This window comes from Candidatus Methylomirabilota bacterium, assembly GCA_036002485.1.
Taxonomy (GTDB): domain Bacteria; phylum Methylomirabilota; class Methylomirabilia; order Rokubacteriales; family CSP1-6; genus AR37.
Map to the genome: position 1 here is coordinate 21,869 of DASYTI010000075.1, position 20,100 is coordinate 41,968.

Consider the following 20,100-nt stretch of genomic DNA (forward strand, 5'->3'; position numbering starts at 1 on the left):
CTTCCGGAGCCTCCCCCCGACGCAGTGCGAGCCGGAGGACGTCGCGGGGCTGGGGCCCTGCCGTCCGAGGCGAGCAATCTGAGAATTGCGCCGGCGAAGCCGGCGCTCGAAGCAGAACATTCCCGGTCGGGAGGACATGCGAACTACTCGAAGAGACCGCTAGGCCGCCGGCTGCTCGCCGTCACCTTGGCGATCATGTCCGGCGGCACCGCATGGGCCGACCCATCGGCCACCGGCCCTCTCGGCGGCATCAAGACCTGGGCCGTCTACTATGGGGCAGCGCCCGAGACGGCTGCCGATCTCGCCCGTTTCGACCTCGTCGTCCTCGATCCCACCCGGCACCCTCCGCTGAACAACGTGAAGAGCCACGGCGCTTTGCTGCTCATGTATGTGAGCTTGGGTGAGGTCAATATCCACTCTCCGGCCTATCCGTCCATCGCCGCCGAGCCGTGGGTTCTCGCTCCCAATCCGAACTGGCCCGAGACGCGGCGACTCGACCCGCGCGCACCGGCCTATGAGCGCTGGCTGCTCGAGCAGGTGGTGCCGGCGGCCCTGACGGGCCCGGTCAACGGGCTCTTTCTCGACACCGCGGATACGCCCATCGAGCTCGAGCGCGCCGAGCCGGGACGCTACGGTGGGGCGACCGCGGCGCTCGAGCGGGTGCTGGGCGTCCTGCACCGGGCGCATCCACGAGCGCTGCTCGTCCTCAACGGCGGGCTGCCCCTCGTCGAGCGTGGCCGCCCCATGCTGGCCGGCGTGGCGGTCGAGTCGATCTGGACCGAGTACGATTTCAAGGCCCGGCGGTATCGGGCCCGCGCCCCCGGCGCGGCGCGCGAGCGCGCGGGAGCCCTCCGACGCGTCACCGCGCTCGGGCTGCCCGTGCTGGCTCTGGAGTACGCTCCGCCCGATGACCCCGCCTGGACGCAGAGCCTGATCCGCGAAGCCCGAGCCGCGGGCCTCATTCCCTATATTTCTACGATCGGACTGGACAAAGTTTTCACTCAGACGCTACGCTAGGGGCCGATGCCCGAGGCGGTGCTATCCCGGCGCGCCCTGCTGAAGGGGACATTGGCGACGGGAGCACTGACCCTGGGTCCGCGCCCCGCCGCCGGGGGACGCCGCGCCGAAGTGACGCCGGCCGATGGCGAGCTGCCTCGACGGGTCCTCGCCCTCTACAAGTCCGCTGAGCTCTACAATGCCGTCGAGGGCGCCCGCCCCAAGACGGCCTGGCTCAACGAGGTCCACGCCTGGGCCCAGATGCCGCTCAACTGGCTCGGGCTCGTCGTCGACTACCACGACGTCACGCGTGGCCTCCCCGATGAAGCCCAGATGGACCGCTACCGTGGCGTGCTGACCTGGTACCAGACCGAGGAGATCGACGACCCCCTCGGCTATCTCCAATGGCTGGCCGCACAGATCCGCGCGGGCCGCCGCGTCGTGATCCTCGGCAACCTCGGGGCGTATCGAGATCGCAACACCCTCAAGACCCCCGGATTGGACGAGATCTCCCTGGCCCTCATGCCCACCGGTCTCGAGTTTCGTGGCCGCTGGACGGGCAACTCGCGAGTCATCGAGCTTCGCCAGAAGAATGCCGCCATGGTGGAGTTCGAGCGAGCGTTGCCGCCCGCCCTGCCGAACTACTATCAGGTCGTCTCGCGCCGAGCCGACAACCGTATTCACCTCACGATTGGCCGCAAGGACGCGCCCGACTCGGACAGCCACCTGGTCGTGACGGGCCCGTGGGGGGGCTTCGCGGGGGACGATTATGTCCGCTACCAGCAGGCCGTGCCCTATGCCGCGCCGAGGGCCGGGGGCAGCGCGCGCGTGGACGCCTCCTACCAGCAGCTCGAGGCCTTTCGCACGCGCTGGTGGATCAACCCCTTCGCCTTCTTCGAGGCGGCCCTGGGCCTCGAGGACTGGCCCCGGCCCGATGTCACCACGCTCAATGGCCGGCGCCTCTTCTACAGCCACATCGACGGCGACGGCATGCGCAATGTCTCGGAGGTGCGGCCCCAGGCCCTGTCCGGCGAGATCATTCACGACGAGATCCTCGCCAAGGTGCCGCTGCCCGTCTCCGTCTCGGTCGTGGTGGCCGAGGTCGATCCCGAGCTCCTGGGCTCGGCACGAACCCAGGCCCTGGCGCGCGCCATGTTCGCCCTGCCCAATGTCGAGGCGGCCAGCCATTCCTTCACGCACCCTCTCGACTGGGAGCGGCGCACGCGAAGCTTCGATCTGCCGCGCCTGCCGTACTCCGTGGAGACGGAGATCGCGGGCTCCGTCCGCTACATCGACGAGCGGCTCCTGCCCCGCGGCAAGCGCGTCCGGCTCTTCCAGTGGTCGGGGTCGACACGGGTGACCGAGGAGGCTCTGGCTCTCGTGGAGCGACTGGGGCTGCCGAACATCAATGGCGGCGATTCCATGTTCGATCGCGAGTGGCCCTCCTATACGAAGGTGGCCCCGCTCGGGCGCCAGGTCGGGAAGTACTGGCAAAGCTACACGTCAGCGGCCAACGAGAACCTGTACACGAATCTCTGGGCCGGGCCCTTCTACGGCTTCCGTCACGTCCTCGAGACCTTCAAGAGCACCGAAACCCCGCGCCGGGTCAGCCCCGTCAATGTCTACTATCACTTCTACTCGGGCGAGCGCGTGGCCTCGCTGGCCGCCCTGCGTGTCGTTTACGAGTGGGCGAGGCGACAACCGGTAGCTCCGGTCTTCACCAGCGAGTATCTCGCCATGGTGGAGGGCTTCCGCACGGCCCGCGTCGCTCGCGCGGGCGCGGGGTTTCGTGTCTGGGATCATGGCGCGCTCCGGACTATTCGGTTCGACGCGGGTCGGTTCGACGCTGGTCGATTCCACGGCGGCCCCGCGGCCGTGGACATGGCGAGGTCACGCGGGGTGCTGGGCTTCACCCGCCATCAGGGCTCGCTCTACGTCCACCTCGAAGGATCGGGTGAGGCGCTCATCGTGCTCGCCGCCACGCCCGGCCCCGGTCCCTATCTGGCGAACGCCAGCCACCGCGTGTCCCGGTGGCAGCCGAAAGACCTCAGCTTCAAGATCGACGGAGTCGGCGCCAAGTCCGCGGAGATCGGAGGCCTGCGGGCGGGGGAGGAGCGGCAGGTCGAGATCATCGGACGCGAAGCCACGCGCCGCGTGCGTGCCCGCGTCTCGAGCGACGGCCTCCTCGCGCTCTCCCTCGGCGACAGCCCGGAAATCCAGGTCCGCGTCCAGTGAGCCTCAACAGGTGGAAGGTATGGGGATCCGTGATCGGGGTTCTGCTGCTTCTGGCTCTCGTCACGCCGTCCCCGACCGACCTCGGGTGGGCCTATCTCTCGCGGCGCGAGTACGTGCTCGCGCGCGAGACCTTCGTGGAGCAGCTCCGCCGCGACCCCTCCGACCCGCAGACGTGGGTCGGCCTCGCCGCGGTCTACGAGGCGCTCGGGGACCCGGAGCGACAGATCGCGGCGCTCGAGACGGTGGTCCGCCGCTTCCCGGGCCGCCGCGACGCCCGCGTGCTTCTCGCCGATGTCCACGAGTGGAACCGCGAGCCCGAGAAGGCCGTCCGCGTGCTGGCCCAGATGCCGCCCACGGGGGAGGCGGCGGACCAGCCGCGGCTCATGCGACTTCTCGGTCTCTCGCAATGGCTGGGTCAGTACGATCTCATGCTCACCTCGCTCCACGAGATCCTCCGGCTGGGGCCGACGGTGCGCGACACCCTCGAGGATCTCGTGGTCTCGGCGCGTGTCCTCGGCCAGCAGGGCGAGGTGCTGCCGGCCCTCGTCGCCTATGCGGAGCGCCGGCCCGCGGACGCGGATGGCCAGCGGCTCCTCGCCGAGGTCTACGATTCGCTCGGCGACGAGAAGCAGGCGCTCGATCGCTGGCGCATCGTGGCCCGTCTCCATCCTCAAGACGCGGCGGCGCGCGCGCGCCTCCTGCCCGAGCCGGGCACCTCCGCGCCCGTCGAGGAGCTGGCCCTCCTCGAGCGCGCTCGGGAAAGCGATCCGCGGAACGAAGCCGCGCGGCGCCGCCTCGTCGAGATCTACCGCGCGGCCGGCGATGTCCCGCGCGCCATCCAGATCCAGCGCGAGCTCGTGGCGCTCCGGCCCCGGGACGCCGAGGCTCTGGTCGCCCTCGGGGCGCTCCTGGTCGCGCAGGACCGCGGGCGCGAGGCCATCGGCGTCTACGAGCGGGCCCTCGAGCTCGAGCCGGGTCTCGCGAGCCTGGAGACGACGCTCGCCCAGCTCTACGAGTGGACCAACCAGCCGGCCCGGGCCGCCGCGCTGCTCGAGCGAGCCTCGGCGGCGCGTCCCGGCGACCGGGCATTGGCCGAGCGCGTGATCGCGGCCGCCAGCGCGGCGGGAGACACCGACAAAGCGGTGGCGGTCCTGGATCGGCTCGCCCGGCTCTTCCCCGATGACCCTCGCTATGCCCGCCGCGCCGCGGATGCTCTGGTGGCCGCCAATCGCGTGCCCGAGGCCATTCCGCGCCAGCGCGCCATGGTCGAGCGCGAGCCCGGCGCGCTGGAGCCCGCCCTGAGACTCGCCCAGCTCTACGAATGGACAGGCCGGGAACCCGACGCCATAGGCGTGTACGAGAGACTGGACCGCGCAGGCACGCTTCCCGATGCCGCCGCGGTCAGGCTCGCCGAGCTCTACCGTTTTCAGAACCGCCCGGCGGACTTCGTGCGGCTGGCGGAGCGGCTCCTGTCGCGACGCCCGGACGATGCGGCGCTGCGGAAGGAGGCTATCGACACGGCGGTGGGACTCGGCCGCGCCGACCTGGCGCTTCGGCTGCTCCGTCCTCTGGTCGACCGGCAGCCGGCCGACGAAACACTCGCCCTTCGCTATCTCGGTCTCGCGACCGAGGCGAAGCGCACGGAGGACGGGCTCGGGGTATGGCGACGATACCTGGCCGCGACCCCCGGGCCGAAGATCGAAGCCCGGCTCAAGGCCGGGCGCCTCCTCTCCGATCTCGGACGGCCGAACGACGCGATCGCCGAATACGAGGCGGTGCTCGCGGCGGGTGGCGACAAGCCGGACGCGGCCGCGAACGTGAGCGCCCGGCTGGCCCTGGCCGAGCTCTACGAGGCGACGGGCGCTCCCGCCAAGTCTCTGGCCCAGCTCGAAGCTCTCCAGCGGCTGCGGCCGCGCGATCCGGCCATTCTGCGAGAGATAGGCCGGAGAAGCCTCGCCCTGTCCCGCCAGGATGCCGCCTTGCGCGCCTATCAGGCGCTGCTCGAGCGGGAGCCCGATGACCTCGAGGCCCTCAAGAGGGTCGGCCAGCTCCTGTCCTGGAGCGGCGACCGACCGCGCGCGAGACAGGCGCTCGAGCGGTTCAATCGTCTCAAGGGCGGCGACTACGAAGTGCACTACCTGCTGGGCGAGATCTACACGGCCGAGCACGATGAGGGACGTGCCCGGGCCGAGTACGAGAAGGCCTTGCGGCTTCTCCCACCACGGTCAGCCACGAGATAGGCCGACCACCTTGGTCCGGCTCCTGGTCGCCCTGGCAATCGCGGCGGCCGGAGTCGCCCCTGCCGCCGCTCAGGCGCCGTCGGCCCAACCAGCGCCGCCGGCCCGAGAAGAAACTCGTGAGGCCGAGATCATCCGCGCCCGCCTTCTCTCGCGCCTCGGCCGAACGGAAGAAGCTCTGGCCGCTTTCGGCATCCTTCTCGCCAAGTACCCGGACGACCAGGCCCTGCGGGCGGACCATGTCGAGTTCCTCCTCGATTCGGGCTTCACGGACCGGGCGGAAGGCGAGCTCGGCCGGCTCCTGCTGTCGGACCCGCGCTCGGCCAGGGTCCGACGGCTGCAGGCGCGCCTCGAGCTCGAACGCGGCGCGCCCAGTCGAGCGGCGGACATCCTGGCCGCGCTCGTGGAGGAGTCTCCGGACGACCTCGGTCTCCGCGCCGATCTGGCCTCGGCCCGGGTCGCCGCCGGGCGCTGGGCGCAGGCGCTGTCCATCTACTCGGACCTGCTGGAGCGGAGTCCCGACCATGACGACTGGCGAGCGGCTCATCGAGATCTCCTCGCCGGGTACTCGCCGCGTCTGCAGTACAGTCATCTCAGCCTCTATCAGCAGCAGGCCTCGCATCACGTCGACGAGTTCACCTGGAAGGCCTGGGTCGCCCAGCAGTGGTGGGTGCGGGCAGGAACCCGCTACGGCCACTATCACCAGCAGGCGAGCTCCGGGGAGCCAGCCTTCAACGAGTACATCGTCACTCCGCTCGTCGAAGTCGGCTTCCAGGCCACCAGACGTCTCCTCCTCCGCGCCGGGCTGGAGGAGCCCATCCGGCACGAGACGGCCCAGACGACGTTGAGGCTGGGCGGAGCCTTCGATGATGGCCGCCTGCTGACGCTGACTCTCGACGCGGCCGTCCACGAGATCGTGACCAATCCCGTGGTGGCCATCCCGCTTCGCGGCACCCGGGACCGCGCGACGCTCGATCTCAGCCGGCGTCTGACCGACCGCGCGGTCGTCTTCGCCCACTACGAGTACCGGAACTACCGCGCCTCGGGCGAGGAGCTCGGGCACACGTGGGAAGGCGGGGGCCGGGCCGAGGTCGCGCTCTGGCACGAGCATCCGTTGCAGGTCACCCTCGCCCCGCAGCTCTTCTTCGAGGAGTACACGCCGGTGGCGGGAAGCCCGCTCCGCGAGCAGATCGGCTTCATACGCCGTCGCGACATGCTGGGCATGGGACTGCTCATCGGCTGGGAGGTGCTCCAGGGTCTGCGGGTACAGGTCGGCTCCACCGGGCACCGAGATCTCCACCGGCAGGTCAGCTCCTGGGAGGCGCTCGGCGAGGTGCGGTGGCGAATTCGGCGCTGGGTCGAGATGCGCGTGCTCTATAATCGGAACACGGACGGAGGCCTGCTCGGGGGGACAGAACAGCTCTTCACCGCCAATCTGGAGATCCTCTACTGACGTCCAGGGAGAGTGGGACGGAGACGGCGCAGCGCGGGGCGCGCACGGCACTGGCGCTGCTGGCGACGCTCCTCCTGCTCTCCTGCGCGGGCCCCAGCCAGGAATGGACCCGCCCCGGCGCCGCGCGGATAGGCAAGCTCGCCGTGCTCCCCTTCGAGAACCAGACCAGCGCCGTCCGGCCCGGCGCCTCCGTCTCCGAGCTGCTCGTGTCCGAGCTCCTGGCCTCGGGGCCGGTGGCCGTGATGGACCCGAGTGAAGTCGCCGATCTCCTCCGCCGCGAGAACCTCGATCCCGCCGATGCCGGGCGCTTGCCCTCGGCCCAGCGTATGGGTCGTCTCCTGCAGGTGTCTCACGTCCTCCAGGGCGCCGTGACCGAGTTCCGCTACCGGCCGGGTCTCTCCGAGACGCCCGTCGTCGGCGTGACCGCACGGGTCGTCGATGTCGCCACGGGCGAGCTGGTGTGGACCGCGAGCTACGCGCGGTCCGGATCGTCCTGGCGGCAGGAGGGTCTGTCGAGCGTGGCCCAGTCCATTGCCCGGGACATGGCCGCGCATCTCTCCGGCGCGCTGGGCGACGCCCGGGCGCGGTAAGCGCCGGGTGAGCGGCGCCCTCCCCCGCGTCGAAGCGTATCTTCTCGAGCTCGCCGCGGGGATCATCGTGCTCGCCATCGCCAATGTCCTCTTCCTGCCGCACGATATCGGCTATCTGGGCTGGCAGCCCAATCCCGCGCTCGCCCTGGTGGCCGTCATCGCGGCACGCCACGGGCTTCGCGAGGGGATCATGGCGGCGCTCGTGATGTCCGGTCTCGAGCTCGCGTGCCGGCTGGGCCGCGCCGAGGACCTGTCCTGGAGCATGATGCGGAGCCTGCAGACCTACGTCACCCCCCTCCTGCTGCTGAGCACGGGCTTCCTCCTGGGCGCGATCCGGCAGGAGCGCCGGCGAGACACGGAGAGCCTGGGACGGCGCGTGCGCGAGCTCGAGGACGAGCTCGCCGACCAGGCCGTCCGCTTCATGGCCGCCTCCGAGGCCAAGCACGAGCTCGAGAGGCGCGTGGCCGACGAGGGCGCCTCGCTCTCGAATCTCTATGCCGCCGCCCAGGCCCTCGAGACCCTCGACATCGATCGGCTCTACCCGGCCATTCCCCAGACGGCGCGGCGTTTCCTGCAGGCCGACGCCTGCCAGCTCTATCTGCTCGACGGCGACGTCTTGCGGCTGCGCGCCGCGGAAGGCGCGCCGCCGCCCCTCACGGAGCTCAACCCGGGCGAAGGGCTCGCGGGGCTGGCCATCCGTCAGGGTAAGGCGCAGAGCCTGCGCGATCTCATGACGGTCTCCACGGCCGAGGAGCTTCAGCGCGCGCCCTTTGTCATGGCGGCGCCGCTCACCGGCCGCGAGGGCGCCCTCCTGGGCTGCCTCACCGTGACCCGCCTGCCCTTCCTGCGTCTCAATCCCGTCGCCCTGGACCGGCTCGGACTCGTGGCCAACTGGGCGGCCCTCGCCGTGGACAATGCCAGGACACACGAGCGCACGCGCGCCCGCACCATCCAGGACGATCTCATTCGCGCCTATACGTATGCCTACTACCAGCAACGGCTCGAGGAGGAGGAGGCGCGCGCCGCGCGCTACGATCGGCCTCTCTCCGTGGTGATCTTCCGCATCCAGCGGCTCGAGCTCGTGGCGCAGGCGCGCCGGGCCGAGCTGGGGCGCGTGCTCTCGCTCGTCTTCAATCACGCGCTCCGGGACGTGGACATCGTCTGCCGCTACGCGACCGACGATGCCTTCGCCGTCATCCTGCCCGAGACGGGAGCCGAGGGCGCCGCGGTCGTGGCCGCCCGCATCGACCGCGAGATCACCGCCTTTCAGTTCGCGCCCTATGCCGACGAGGACCGCGACCTCGAGTTCTCGGTCCGCGTGCTGCCCGTGCGGGAGCCGGGGCAGAGTCCGCGGGCATGACCCGCGGCCTCCTGGCTGTCCTGGCCGCGCTGATGGAGGCGGGGGCCGGTCTCGCGCTCTGGGCCGCCGGCATGGGCATGCTTCCCCTGGCCGCCGCCCTCCATGGCCTGGCCACTCTGTCCGCCGCCTGGGCGCTGGCCGAGCGCACCCGGCCCGACGAGAGGCTCTATGTCTTCGGCACCGTGCTCGCTCTGCCTGGCCTGGGGCTGCTCGGCGTCGCCGGCGTTCGACTCTGGGCCGTGCTGGTCCCGCCCACGGGAATCTACGAAGACATGCACTCGGAGATGGGCGACCTGCCCGCGCCCGCCCTGCCGCCCGAGTCCGTGGACCGCGTCTCCGAGTGGGTACAGCAGCAGGTGTCCGTGCAGCCGCTCGCCGATCTCATTCGCGCGGGTGACCCTCGCACCCAGCGCTGGGCCATCGACCTGCTCGGCCGGCGAGGCGACGGCGCGGCCGTGGATCTGCTGCGCGAGGCGCTGGGGGCCGCCGACCGCGACGTGCAAATGGCGGCCTCCGCGGCCCTCCAGCGCGTCGAGGAACGACTGACGCGGGAGATCGCCCGCGGCCAGGAGCGCCTTCGAGAAGAGCCCGATTCGGCCACGGCATGGCACGCCTTCGGGGAAGCCTGCCGGGCCTACTGGGGCTCGCATCTCCTGGATCCGACCATGGGCCAGCACTGGCTCGGCGAGGCTGAAGCCGCGTACCGCCGGGCACGGGCGCGGCGGCCGGGCTGGCTGCCGCCCACCGTGGGACTGGTGCAGACGCTGATGGGGCTGGGCAAGCTGCACGAGGCCGAGGCCTTGGCGCGCGAGGCCGAGGAGGCGACGCCGTCGGGCACCCTCGATCTTCTGCTTGCCGAGGTGCTCTTCCGCGAGCGTCGATGGGCCGAGCTCGGCCGGCTGGCCCGCGGCGCCGTGGCGGCCGGCCGGCAGGACGAGCGTCTCGCCTGGTGGGCGGGCGCCGAGCCGCCGCGGGGGGCTCAACATGGCTGAGAGGGCGGATGTCTGCCTGATTCTCGAAGGTACGTATCCGTATGTCACGGGAGGCGTGTCGGCCTGGATACACCAGCTGCTCCGTGCCCTGCCGGAGATCCGCTTCGCCCTCTTCCACATCGGCGCCACCGCGGGCACCACGCCCACCGCCCAGTATCCGCTGCCATCGAATGTGGTCAGCTTGTCGAATCTCGGCTTGCATGGCGGCGACGAGCCTGATGCGCATGGCCAGCCGCTCGAGCCCGAGGACTGGGAGGTGGTGCGGACTTTCCACGATCAGCTCCAGGACGAGCGGACGGCGGGATTCGCCGAGCTCATGGAGCGCATCGCTCCCGCCCCGGGTCGCGGGCCCTCGGGCCACGACTATCTCTATGGCAAGCCCTCCTGGGAAGTCGTCCGGCAGATCTATGAAGCGCGCGCCGCCGATGTCTCGTTCGTGGACTACTACTGGACCTGGCGCTTCACCCACTTGCCGATGTTCCGGCTCATGCACGCCGCGTTTCCCGAAGCCGCCGTCTATCACACGGTCTCCACGGGCTGGGCGGGGCTCGCCGCCACCCTGGCTGGCGTCCGGACGGGGCGCCCCATGTTGCTGACGGAGCACGGCATCTATGCGCGCGAGCGCCGGAGCGAGATCGACCAGGCCGAGTGGATCTACGTCAAGCGACAGGGCCCCATGAGCCTCGCCGTCGGGCCGGGGTTCTTCAAAGACCTCTGGACGCGGCTCTTCGTGCGGCTCTCCCAGCTCACCTACGAACACGCCGACCTGATCGTGACGATCTTCGAGGGCAATCGCCAGGCTCAGATCCGTGACGGCGCCGATCCGGCCAAGACCCTCGTCATTCCCAATGGCGTGGACATGGAGCCGCTGGCCACGCTCGAGCCGGTGGGCGCCGCGCCCGGCGAGTTCCGTGTCGGCTTCGTGGGGCGTATCGTGCCGATCAAGGACGTCAAGACCTTCATCCGCGCGTTCAAGATCCTCGTCGAGCACCTGCCGGGAGCGCGCGCGGTGCTGGCCGGGCCCATCGACGAGGATCTGGACTATGTCGCGGAGTGCCGGACCCTCGCCGCCACCCTCGGCATCCAGGATCGGATCGAGATCACGGGCACCGTGGATGTGCGGGAGATCTATGCGCGCCTCGACGCGGTCGCCCTCACCAGCGTGTCAGAGGGCCTGCCCCTCGTCGTGCTGGAAGCGGGGGCAGCCGGGCTTCCCATGGTCGCCACCGACGTGGGCGCCTGCCGGGAATTGCTGCACGGGCGGGATCGCCTCGACCGGGCGCGCGGGCCGAGCGGGCTGGTGACGGGGGTGGCCGACCCCGGCGCCACGGCCGAGGCCTTGCTTTCCCTCGCGCGCGATCCGGGCCTCCGTCAGGAGATGGGTCGCGTCGCTCGCGAGCGGATCCGCGCCCTCTACCAGGAGCGTGATCTCGTCGCGAGCTATCGCGACATCTACCGCCGCTTGATGGCGGCCGCTCCCGATCTCCCGGCCGCGAGAAGGACTCCCTGAGCCATGGCGGGAATAGGCTTCCGGCTGAAGCGGCTCATCGCCGAGGAGAGCTATGGGGGCTGGCTGCGCGCGCACCTCTACGGCGCCGTCCTGTCATCAGGCCCCTGGCTGCTCAGCATCTTCACGCTGGCCTCCCTGAGCCTGCTCTCCCGCCACATCGTCGACGATCCCGCCCGCGATGTCTTTCGCACCATCGTGGCGTGGACGTATTCGTTTTCCCTGGTCACCACGGGGGCGTTCCAGATGCTTGTCACGCGCCAGCTCGCCGACGCCCTCTATCTGGGGCGGCTCGGCCTCGTGGTGACGGCCTTTCGCTGGACCATGGGCTGGACGGCCCTCGCTCATCTGCTCGTGGGCGCGATCTTCTACGGTCTGGCCCCCGGCCTCCAGCCCGGCACGCGTCTCTTCGGCGTCATGCTGCTGGTCGTCGTGTCGTCGACGTGGATCGCCATGATCTTCGTGGGCGCCGCGCAGGACTACGCGAGCGTGGTCGCGGCCTTCTTCATGGGCAATGCCGTCTCGGCGGCCGCGGCCCTCGGCGGCGGCTATCTCTGGGGCGTCGAAGGATACCTGGGGGGCTTTCTGCTTGGCCAGACGGCCATCGTCTTCGTGCTCGCCGCCCGCATCGAGCGGGAGTTTCCCGCCCGCGGGGCGGCCGAGCGGCTCCGCTTCAGACGCGTCCTTTCGAAGTACGGGGCCCTCGCCGTGGCGGGCATCTGCTACAACGCGGCGATCGTGGCCGACCGCGCGGTATTCTGGCTCTCCGCCGAGGGCCGCCGCGTGGCGAGCTGGTTCTGGAGCTCGCCCTACGATACCGCGGTGTTCTTGGCCTATCTCTCCGTGGTGCCGTCGCTCACCATCTTCCTCGTCCGCGTCGAGACCGACTTCTACGACCGCTTCCGTGAGTACTACGGAGCCGTGAGCAAGCACGGCACCCTGGGCCAGGTGCTGCAGGCCAAGGAGCGGATGGCCCAATGCCTGCGCGAAAGCCTGCGTCGGGTCTTCCTCGCCCAGGGGCCGCTCTCGCTCGGGCTCGTTGCCCTCGCCCCCTGGATCGCCTCCGGTCTGGGCCTGGATCGTTTGCAGGCCGCCATGCTGCGGCCGCTCCTGGTGGGCGCGGCCCTGCACGTCCTGGCCCTCTTCGGCACCATCATCCTGCTCTACTTCGATCGGCGCCGCGACGCCGCCGAGGTGTCGGCCATCTTCCTCGCCGCCAATCTCACTCTGACCGCCGCCACGCTGTGGGCGGGCCCTCGCTTCTATGGACAGGGATATCCCCTGGCGGCTCTCCTGGCCGCGGGCTGGGCCTATCATCGGCTCGAGCAGACGCTGCGCGATCTCGAATACCTGACCTTCGCCTCCCAACCCATGGTCCCCGAGGACCAGCCGGCCGCCGCCTCGTGACGCGGAGGTCCGCTCCCCAGGGGTCGCGGGCGGAGATAGTGGTGGTCGCCATGCTGCTCCTGCTCCTGGGAGCGGCCGTGGTCCTCCCGCTCGTCGACACCGTGATCGGCGCAGTGGCCGTCGACCACCGGCCGACGCTGGCCATCCTCGGGACCGTCTTGGCCAGGCCGCTCTTCTTGCAGGCCCTCGCGAACACCTTGGTTTCCGGCGTGCTCGTCGTGGCGCTCGGGAGTCTGATCGCCATCCCGCTGGCCTTGCTCACGGTCCGCTACGACTTTCCGGGACGACGGCTGCTGACCACCCTCGGGCTTCTGCCCCTCGTCATTCCCCCATTCGTCGGGGCCATCGCCTTCCAGCAGGTCCTGGGCCGGGAGGGCATGGTCAATCTCTTCCTGCTCCAGCGCTTCGGCCTGAGCGTTCCCTTCATGGAGGGGCTCCGCGGCGTCGTCCTGGTGCAGACCCTCCACTATTTCCCCGTCATCATGGTCAGCACGGCCGCGGCCTTGTCCGCTATCGATCGCTCGCTGGAGGAGGCCGCGCAGATGCTCGGCGCCTCGGGGGTGCGCCTCCACCGGCGCATCCTCTTGCCTCTGTCCCTGAGAGGCTACGCTGCCGGCGCCCTTTTGATTTTCATCCGCGTGATCGATGACCTGGGCACGCCGCTCATGCTCGACTACACGAGGCTCCTCGCCCCCCAGGCCTATGTGCGCGTGACCACCGCCGGCCTCGCCGACGAGGAGGCATCTGTCATCTGTGTCGTCCTGCTCGCGCTCTCGCTCGGGGCGCTCGGGCTCTTCCAGCGCGCCCTGGGGCGGGAGGAGTTGACGGCATGGGGCCAGAGCGGCAAGAGGCCTTCCATCATCCTGGCCGCCGGGGGCGCCGCGGGGGTATGGGCGATCGCGGCGTTGCTGTTGTGTCCAGTGCTCCTTCCCCACCTGGGCGTCTTTCTTCTTTCCCTTTCCAAGGTGTGGGACCACACGGCGCTTCCGAGCGCCTACACCACGGCCCACTACGCGGAAATTTTCTGGCGGGCGCCCCCCGTCATCTGGAACACGCTCCGCTACGCCGTGCTGGCCGCTTGCATCGACATGGGGCTGGGGACGGTGATCGCCTGGCTCCTGCTCAGAGGTCAAACCCGGGGACGCGCGTGGCTTCATGCCCTCGCGACCATGCCCCTGGCCGTGCCCGGGGTGGTGCTGGCCATCGGCTATCTGCGCATCTTCCACGGCTGGAGTGTTCCGGGCCTGGACGCGCCGCTGACCTCGACCTGGCTCGTACTCGTGGCCGCCTATGCCGTCGGGCGTCTGCCCTACACGGTGCGCAGCAGCTACGCGGCGCTCCAGGCGCTCCCGCCCGCGCTCGAAGAAGCGGCCCAGGGCCTTGGGGCCAGCCGCGCCCGGGCCTTTCGCAAGATCACGGCGCCCCTCATGACGCGAGGTCTCCTCGTGGGCGGCCTCCTCGCCTTCGTGAGCTCGGCATCGGATCTCTCGTCGACCCTCCTGCTCGTGCCGCGCCCGGAGCTGGGGCCGCTCTCCTACGGCATTTTCGTCGCCATGCACTCGCCCGGTGGCCGTGGCCCCGGCGCCGCGCTCGGCGTGATCGCCATCGCCATCGTGGCCGCGGGCACCGGGGTGGCCGCGCGGCTCGCCTTCCGCGCCGGCGGATCGGCGCGGACCTGAGACGATGACGGCGGGCCGGGGGCGGGGACTCTGGGCCTTGCCGCTGTCCATGTTCATCGGGACCTTTGCCTGGTCATTCATCCAGGTGAGCCTGCCCTTCTACATCGAGAAGATGTCGACCCTGGACGCGGCGGGGACTCTGCGCTGGACGGGGTTGATCCTGGGCATCAGCTCGCTCGTCACCATGGTCATGGCGCCGTTCTCGGCGCGCATCTTCGGGGAGCGCAATCCCAAGCGCTCCTATGTCGCCACCCAGATGCTCCAGGGCGGCGGTTTTTTTCTCATGGCGGTTTCCCGGACGCTGACGCATCTCTTCTTCTCGCGAATGCTCCTGGGCTTCATGGGCGCCGTCTCCACGTTCGCCTTCATCATGGTGGGGCGGCGCGGCGGCGATGTCCGGCGCGGCATATCGGCCATCCAGTCGGGCATGACCCTGGGGCAGGTGATGGGACCGGCCGCGGGCGCCCTGGTGGCGGCGCGCCTGGGCTTTCGCCTGTCCTTCGTGATGGCGGGTTGCATGCTCTGGGCGTGCTCGGCGCTGGTGGGCTGGGGTGTCCCTTCACAAGAGCATCGGGGGTCGGGGCATGATCGGGCCCAGACGGCATCCGTCCGCGAGATCACCACGGTGTGTCTGCTCGTGCTGGCCGCGTCGACCCAGATCTTCTTCCTCACGGCCATCTTGCCGACGATCCTCCCGCCGCTCGGCGTGCCCCCGGCCAGGACCCTGGAGGTGGGCGGGCTCCTCATCATGGCGACCGGCCTGGCCGCGGCCCTCGGCTCGATGGCCGCGCCGCGCCTCGGCGAGATCGTGGGCGATCGGACGACCATCGTCTGGTTTCTCGCGGCCTCGTCGCTCGGGCTGGGCGGGCTCGCCCTGGCTCCCGGCGTGTGGAGCTTCGGCATCGTGCGATTCTTCCAGGTGCTGTGCATCGCGCCGGTCTTTCCCCTGTCCGTGGCCGCCATCGCGCAGCGGGCGTCGGGAATGACCATCGGGATCGTGAACTCATCGCGGATCGCGGGCGGCTTCATCGGTCCCGTGCTCGCCACGACGCTTCTCGCGTGGCTGCCCCCGGCCGCCGTCTATTTGACCGTGGCCGCGCTGGGACTCCTGGTCGTGCCCCTGGTGGCCGGGCTCGGCATGCGGGGACGCGGGGGGAAGGAGGCAGGGTCGTGAGTCAGGACGAGACGGTGGTCAGGGTGTCGGAGGTTCGGATGGAGGGCGTGGGCAAGCGCTTCGGCGGCTCGTGGGCCGTGCGCGACATCTCGCTCTCCATTCGTCCCGGCGAGTTCTACACGCTCCTCGGGCCCTCGGGGAGCGGCAAGACCACGCTCCTCCGGATGCTCGCGGGCTTCATCACGCCGGACGAGGGGCGCATCGTGGTGGACGACGAGCCCATCGATGACGTGCCGCCCTGGAAGCGGAACCTGGGCATGGTCTTCCGCGACTACGCCCTCTGGCCCCACCTGAGCGTGTTCGAGAACGTGGCCTTCGGGCTCCGCGAGCGCGGCGCGCGGGGGGCCGAGCTCGAGGGCAAGGTCAAAGCGGCCCTCCAGCAGGTCGGCCTCGCCGGCATCGAGACGCGCCGGCCCCGCGAGCTCTCGGGAGATGAGCGGCAGCGCGTGGCGGTGGCGCGCGCCCTCGTCGTCCAGCCGCGGCTCCTGCTTCTCGACGAGCCCCTCTCGGAGCTGGACGCGCAGCCCCGCGCCCGCATGCGCCTCGAGCTCGCGCGGCTGCATCGCGAGGTCGGCATCACCACCCTCTTCGTCACCCATGACCAGGCCGAGGCGCTCTCCCTGTCCACCCGCATCGGAGTGGTCTCGGGCGGCTCCCTCATCCAGGAGGGGAAGCCCGAGGAGATCTACTGGAAGCCCCGCAACGCATTCGTGGCCGAGTTCGTTGGCGCGGCCAATCTCGTGCCCGTTCGTGTGACCGAGCTGCGTGAGATGGGCGTGGTGGTGGAGACGGCGGGCGGCGCGCGCCTGCCCGTCTCCTCCGGCGCGCACACGTGGACGGCGGGCGCGCGCGCCCTTCTCTGTCTGCGGCCCGAGGCGCTGCGGGTGGAGGAAGCGGCCCTCGCGCCCGGAGGCATTCCCGGCACGGTGGCCGGCCACATCTTCGAGGGGTCGCGCCAGCTCTACGACGTCAGCATTCCCGGGGCCACCGTCAAGGTCGAGATGATCACCTCCGCCCTCGTGGGCCGGAGCTTTCGCCTCGGCGACGAGGTCAAGATCGAGGTGTCTCCCGAGACCTCCGTCCTCCTCCCCGACGAGCGGCCCGGGCCATGATATCTTCTGGGCCGGAGGGTCTGATGATGGGCTTGCGAGCTGAGACGCTGCCCGCTGTTCGAGTTACGCTCTGGCCTGGGGCCGGCGCGAGACGAGAGCTGGGTTGGTTCCGTAGGCGTGGCAGTTCGAGCTGAAGGGCGAAGCCCTGAGGGGAGAGCTGAATGGATCAGCGGCGAGGCGAGGGCTGAGAAGATTTTCGAGCTGAGACGCTGCCGACGAGCCGCAGGCGAGAAGAGCGGCGAGGCGAGGGCTGAGAAATGACCAACGAGCTGACGCCGGCCGAACTCAAGGCGCGCCTGGACGAGCGCGCCCCTGTAGTGCTCCTCGACGTGCGCCAGGACTGGGAGACCAAGCTGTGCCGGCTGGAGAACGCCGTCCACATCCCCATCGAGGAGATCGAGCTCAGGACCGACGAGCTCAATGCCGCCGATGAGATCGTGGTGTACTGCCACCAGGGGGTCCGCAGCGCCGCCGTGGCCGAGTACCTGCGCAGCCTCGGCTTCGGCAACGTGAAGAACCTGGCCGGCGGCCTCGACGCCTGGGCGCGAAGCATCGATCCCTCGATGCGTCGCTACTAAAGGCTGAGTTGATTTTCGAGCTGAGACGCTGCCGACGAGCTGCAGGCGTGGTAGTTCGAGCTGAGGGGCGAAGCCCTGAGGCGAGGGCTGAGTGGATCGGCGGCGAGGCGAGGGCTGAATAATTGGATCTGGTTCGGGTCGAGCGAAAAGGCCGCTGCGCGTGGGTGACCCTGGACCGGCCTCCGCTCAATCTCTTCACGCCCGACCTCATCGCGGCCGTGCGCGAGACGTTCGACGCCCTCGCGCGTGATGCCGGGGTGGGCGCGGCGGTGCTGACGGGGGCCGGCCGCGCCTTCACGGCGGGCATGCAGGTGCAGGTGCTGCGGGATCTCACGCCTGCCTCCGCCAAGTCTCTGATCACCTCGCTGCACGAGACCATCCACGCCGTCCACGAGGCGCCCTTCCCGACCATCGCGATGGTCAACGGCCCATGTCTGGGCGCCGGCTTCGAGCTTGCCATGGCCTGCGACATCCGCACGGCTGCCGATGGCGCGCTTCTAGGATTGCCGGAGGTCAAGGTCGGCGTGCCCTCGGTGATCGAGGCAGCCCTCCTGCCCGCCCTCGTCGGACCCGGGCGCGCGGCCGAGATCCTGCTGACGGGCGAGCCGGTGGGCGCCGCCCAGGCTTTAGACTGGGGGCTCGTCAACCGCGTGGCGCCGCTGGACCAGCTCGAGGCGGTGACTGTCGAGATCGTGGAGCGCATCCTCACCTGCGCCCCCCGCGCCATTCGCCTGCAGAAAGAGTTGATCGTCCGGTGGCGAAACGCGGATCTGTCCTCGGCCATCCGCTTCGGCATCAATGCTTTCGCTCAGAGCTACGCCACCGACGAGCCCCGCGAGGCGACCCTCGCCTTCCTCGAGAAGCGCAAGCCCCGGTTCGAGTAAGCCATGATCAAGGCGGTGACCTTCGACTTCTGGGAGACGCTCGTTCAGGACTCGGCGGAGAACCTGCGCGGCCAGCGGAGGCTCCGCATCGAGGCCCTCCACCGGGCCGTCCGTCGAGCCGGCTGCGAGCTCGAGGAGTCGCTCGTCGTGGAGGCCTACGATCGCTCGGAGCGCGCGCTCACCGAGAGCTTCTGGAGCCAGGATCGCGATCCGCGCATCGAGGAGCAGGTGCGGCTCGTGCTCGAGATCATCTCCCCGAGCGTCTGCGAGACGATGCCCTCCGCGCACTTCGAGGAGGCGCTCGCCGGCTACATCGAGCCCGTGCTGCGCCTCCCGCCCGCCCTGTGCGCGGGGGCGGACGAAGCCGTGCGGGCGCTCGCCGCGCGCGGGATCGCCCTCGGGATCGTGTCGAACACGGGCCGCACTCCCGGCATCATCCTGAGGAAGGTCCTCGAACGCTACGATCTCCTGCGTCACTTCTCGGTCATCTCGTATTCCGACGAAGTCGGCTACCGCAAGCCCGATGCGGAAATATTCCGCCGCACCCTCGCCGGTCTCGGCGCCGAGCCGCATCACGTGGCCCATGTCGGCGACAACCCGGTCGCTGATGTCCGGGGAGCCCAAGGTGTCGGCATGCGCGGCATCCACTTCGCGGCCGCGGGCACGCCGGGGGCCGCGCATGCCGATCTCGTGGTCACCGATCTGCGTCAGCTCGCCGATCGCCTCGATACCTGAGCGCCTTCCCTCCCTACACGAGGACTCAGTCCCCGGGTCTTTTCGTATTGCGTCATGGAACTGTCACGCGTAAGATCGACGCCCGTTATGGATGTGGCCGCGCTCAGATCGAAAATCCGCGATATCAAGGATTTCCCAACTGAAGGCATCCTCTTCAAGGACATCACCACGCTCCTCAAGGATGGCCCGGCCTGGACCGCGGTGATCGAGCATCTGGCCGCCAAGCATGGCAAGGGAACGGTGGACGTGGTGGTGGGAGTCGAGTCGCGTGGCTTCATCTTCGGCGGGGCCTTGGCCCAGCAGCTGGGGGCCGGCTTCGTGCCGGTGCGCAAGAAAGGCAAGCTGCCCTCGCGGGTGATAGAGGAAGAGTACGAGCTCGAGTATGGCCGTGATGTCCTCGCCATTCACGAAGACGCGATCCGCCCGGGCCAGAAGGTCGTGGTGGTGGATGACCTCCTCGCCACGGGCGGCACCATGGCCGCCACCCTCCGTCTCGTCGAGCGCCTCGGGGGTGTCGTGGTGGCGGCGGAGTTCCTCATCGAGCTGAGATTCCTCAAAGGGCGCGAGCGGCTGAAGGGCTACCGCATCGAGTCCCTCATCCAATACGACTAGGGAGCCTGAATGGACCATGGCGTGAGGGAGAGCACCATCGCCGGCCTCCAGGGGGCGGGCCATGGTATCGTATGGCCATGGTGGTGGAGGGGATTCATGACTAGTTCGATGCGTATTGCCACGGCGGCGCTCCTGATCCTGCTGCTCGCGGCGGCCGCGCCGGCCGCGGGGGAAGAGCTTCGCCAGGGCCTCAATGCCCCGCTGATCCTCCAAATGCTGTCGCGGCCCGCGGACAAGCCCGAGACCATCATGAAGGAGGGCCTTCGCCGGGACACCGAGCTCTCCAAGTCACCCCGCCCCACGGATGGGCAGGTCATGCCGGATGGCTCGGTTCGCTATGGCACGGATTCGGCCTCCGTCAGCGTGATGATCAAGAACCCGTGCCCGCCCGGGGATATCGCCCACGAGATGGCGGCCGTTCCGCTGCCCGGCCGCGGCCGCAGGTAGCCGTACCGCCGCTCCTCGCTCTCCGCCTCACGTTCCAGGGAGCACGTCCCGGGGAGGTTGTTCAAGCATGGCCATCAAGCAAGTTGGCGTCATCGGCTGCGG

General features: G+C 69.9%; 17 protein-coding genes. All 17 read left to right on the forward strand.

Annotated elements, in window-relative coordinates; all coding sequences use genetic code 11:
• Positions 1–195: 195 nt before the first annotated feature.
• Positions 196–1,017: an endo alpha-1,4 polygalactosaminidase gene (locus tag VGT00_08090; protein ID HEV8531361.1), complete on the forward strand. Its 822-nt coding sequence runs from the start codon at positions 196–198 to the stop codon at positions 1,015–1,017.
• A 6-nt stretch (positions 1,018–1,023) separates the two neighbouring features.
• Positions 1,024–3,231, forward strand: coding sequence for a hypothetical protein (locus VGT00_08095; protein HEV8531362.1), 2,208 nt, complete (start codon positions 1,024–1,026; stop codon positions 3,229–3,231).
• Positions 3,232–3,260: 29 nt separating this feature from the next.
• Entirely contained in the window at positions 3,261–5,471 is a 2,211-nt protein-coding gene (locus tag VGT00_08100) for a tetratricopeptide repeat protein (protein ID HEV8531363.1), read from the forward strand.
• A gap of 10 nt (positions 5,472–5,481) precedes the next feature.
• Entirely contained in the window at positions 5,482–6,921 is a 1,440-nt protein-coding gene (locus tag VGT00_08105; protein ID HEV8531364.1) for a tetratricopeptide repeat protein, read from the forward strand.
• Between the two features lie 143 nt (positions 6,922–7,064).
• Positions 7,065–7,511, forward strand: coding sequence for a hypothetical protein (locus tag VGT00_08110; protein ID HEV8531365.1), 447 nt, complete (start codon positions 7,065–7,067; stop codon positions 7,509–7,511).
• Positions 7,512–7,518: 7 nt separating this feature from the next.
• Positions 7,519–8,871 (forward strand): GAF domain-containing protein, encoded by a 1,353-nt coding sequence (locus VGT00_08115; GenBank protein ID HEV8531366.1) that lies wholly within the window; start codon positions 7,519–7,521, stop codon positions 8,869–8,871.
• Positions 8,868–9,863 (forward strand): HEAT repeat domain-containing protein, encoded by a 996-nt coding sequence (locus VGT00_08120; protein ID HEV8531367.1) that lies wholly within the window; start codon positions 8,868–8,870, stop codon positions 9,861–9,863. The genes VGT00_08115 and VGT00_08120 overlap by 4 nt, the downstream gene beginning before the upstream one ends.
• Complete coding sequence (gene pelF / locus VGT00_08125; protein ID HEV8531368.1) at positions 9,856–11,373, forward strand: GT4 family glycosyltransferase PelF; 1,518 nt, start codon at positions 9,856–9,858, stop codon at positions 11,371–11,373. Before VGT00_08120 ends, pelF begins: the two co-directional genes overlap by 8 nt.
• 3 nt (positions 11,374–11,376) lie before the next feature.
• The gene (gene pelG, locus VGT00_08130) at positions 11,377–12,777 is read left to right on the forward strand and encodes an exopolysaccharide Pel transporter PelG (GenBank protein HEV8531369.1); all 1,401 of its coding nucleotides are present in this window, start codon (positions 11,377–11,379) and stop codon (positions 12,775–12,777) included.
• Positions 12,778–12,827: 50 nt separating this feature from the next.
• Entirely contained in the window at positions 12,828–14,456 is a 1,629-nt protein-coding gene (locus VGT00_08135) for an iron ABC transporter permease (protein HEV8531370.1), read from the forward strand.
• A 4-nt stretch (positions 14,457–14,460) separates the two neighbouring features.
• Positions 14,461–15,630 carry an MFS transporter gene (locus VGT00_08140; protein ID HEV8531371.1) on the forward strand — a complete coding sequence of 390 codons (1,170 nt, stop codon included), beginning with the start codon at positions 14,461–14,463 and terminating at the stop codon, positions 15,628–15,630.
• Positions 15,627–16,742 carry an ABC transporter ATP-binding protein gene (locus VGT00_08145; GenBank protein HEV8531372.1) on the forward strand — a complete coding sequence of 372 codons (1,116 nt, stop codon included), beginning with the start codon at positions 15,627–15,629 and terminating at the stop codon, positions 16,740–16,742. The genes VGT00_08140 and VGT00_08145 overlap by 4 nt, the downstream gene beginning before the upstream one ends.
• Positions 16,743–16,999: 257 nt before the next feature.
• Positions 17,000–17,320: a rhodanese-like domain-containing protein gene (locus VGT00_08150; protein HEV8531373.1), complete on the forward strand. Its 321-nt coding sequence runs from the start codon at positions 17,000–17,002 to the stop codon at positions 17,318–17,320.
• A 122-nt stretch (positions 17,321–17,442) separates the two neighbouring features.
• Positions 17,443–18,204 carry an enoyl-CoA hydratase-related protein gene (locus VGT00_08155; protein ID HEV8531374.1) on the forward strand — a complete coding sequence of 254 codons (762 nt, stop codon included), beginning with the start codon at positions 17,443–17,445 and terminating at the stop codon, positions 18,202–18,204.
• Positions 18,205–18,207: 3 nt separating this feature from the next.
• Positions 18,208–18,939, forward strand: a complete 732-nt coding sequence (locus VGT00_08160; GenBank protein HEV8531375.1) for an HAD-IA family hydrolase — start codon at positions 18,208–18,210, stop codon at positions 18,937–18,939.
• 87 nt (positions 18,940–19,026) lie between these two features.
• The gene (locus VGT00_08165; GenBank protein HEV8531376.1) at positions 19,027–19,551 is read left to right on the forward strand and encodes an adenine phosphoribosyltransferase; all 525 of its coding nucleotides are present in this window, start codon (positions 19,027–19,029) and stop codon (positions 19,549–19,551) included.
• A 96-nt stretch (positions 19,552–19,647) separates the two neighbouring features.
• The gene (locus VGT00_08170; GenBank protein ID HEV8531377.1) at positions 19,648–19,998 is read left to right on the forward strand and encodes a hypothetical protein; all 351 of its coding nucleotides are present in this window, start codon (positions 19,648–19,650) and stop codon (positions 19,996–19,998) included.
• Positions 19,999–20,100 lie beyond the last annotated feature (102 nt).

Excerpts from the sequence above, each read along its gene's own strand:
- VGT00_08090 (HEV8531361.1), top strand. The coding sequence starts at position 196 with ATGTCCGGCGGCACCGCATGGGCCGACCCATCGGCCACCGGCCCTCTC.
- VGT00_08095 (HEV8531362.1), top strand. The coding sequence starts at position 1,024 with ATGCCCGAGGCGGTGCTATCCCGGCGCGCCCTGCTGAAGGGGACATTG.
- VGT00_08120 (HEV8531367.1), top strand. The coding sequence starts at position 8,868 with ATGACCCGCGGCCTCCTGGCTGTCCTGGCCGCGCTGATGGAGGCGGGG.
- pelF (HEV8531368.1), top strand. The coding sequence starts at position 9,856 with ATGGCTGAGAGGGCGGATGTCTGCCTGATTCTCGAAGGTACGTATCCG.
- pelG (HEV8531369.1), top strand. The coding sequence starts at position 11,377 with ATGGCGGGAATAGGCTTCCGGCTGAAGCGGCTCATCGCCGAGGAGAGC.
- VGT00_08135 (HEV8531370.1), top strand. The coding sequence starts at position 12,828 with ATGCTGCTCCTGCTCCTGGGAGCGGCCGTGGTCCTCCCGCTCGTCGAC.
- VGT00_08140 (HEV8531371.1), top strand. The coding sequence starts at position 14,461 with ATGACGGCGGGCCGGGGGCGGGGACTCTGGGCCTTGCCGCTGTCCATG.
- VGT00_08150 (HEV8531373.1), top strand. The coding sequence starts at position 17,000 with ATGACCAACGAGCTGACGCCGGCCGAACTCAAGGCGCGCCTGGACGAG.
- VGT00_08160 (HEV8531375.1), top strand. The coding sequence starts at position 18,208 with ATGATCAAGGCGGTGACCTTCGACTTCTGGGAGACGCTCGTTCAGGAC.
- VGT00_08165 (HEV8531376.1), top strand. The coding sequence starts at position 19,027 with ATGGATGTGGCCGCGCTCAGATCGAAAATCCGCGATATCAAGGATTTC.
- VGT00_08170 (HEV8531377.1), top strand. The coding sequence starts at position 19,648 with ATGACTAGTTCGATGCGTATTGCCACGGCGGCGCTCCTGATCCTGCTG.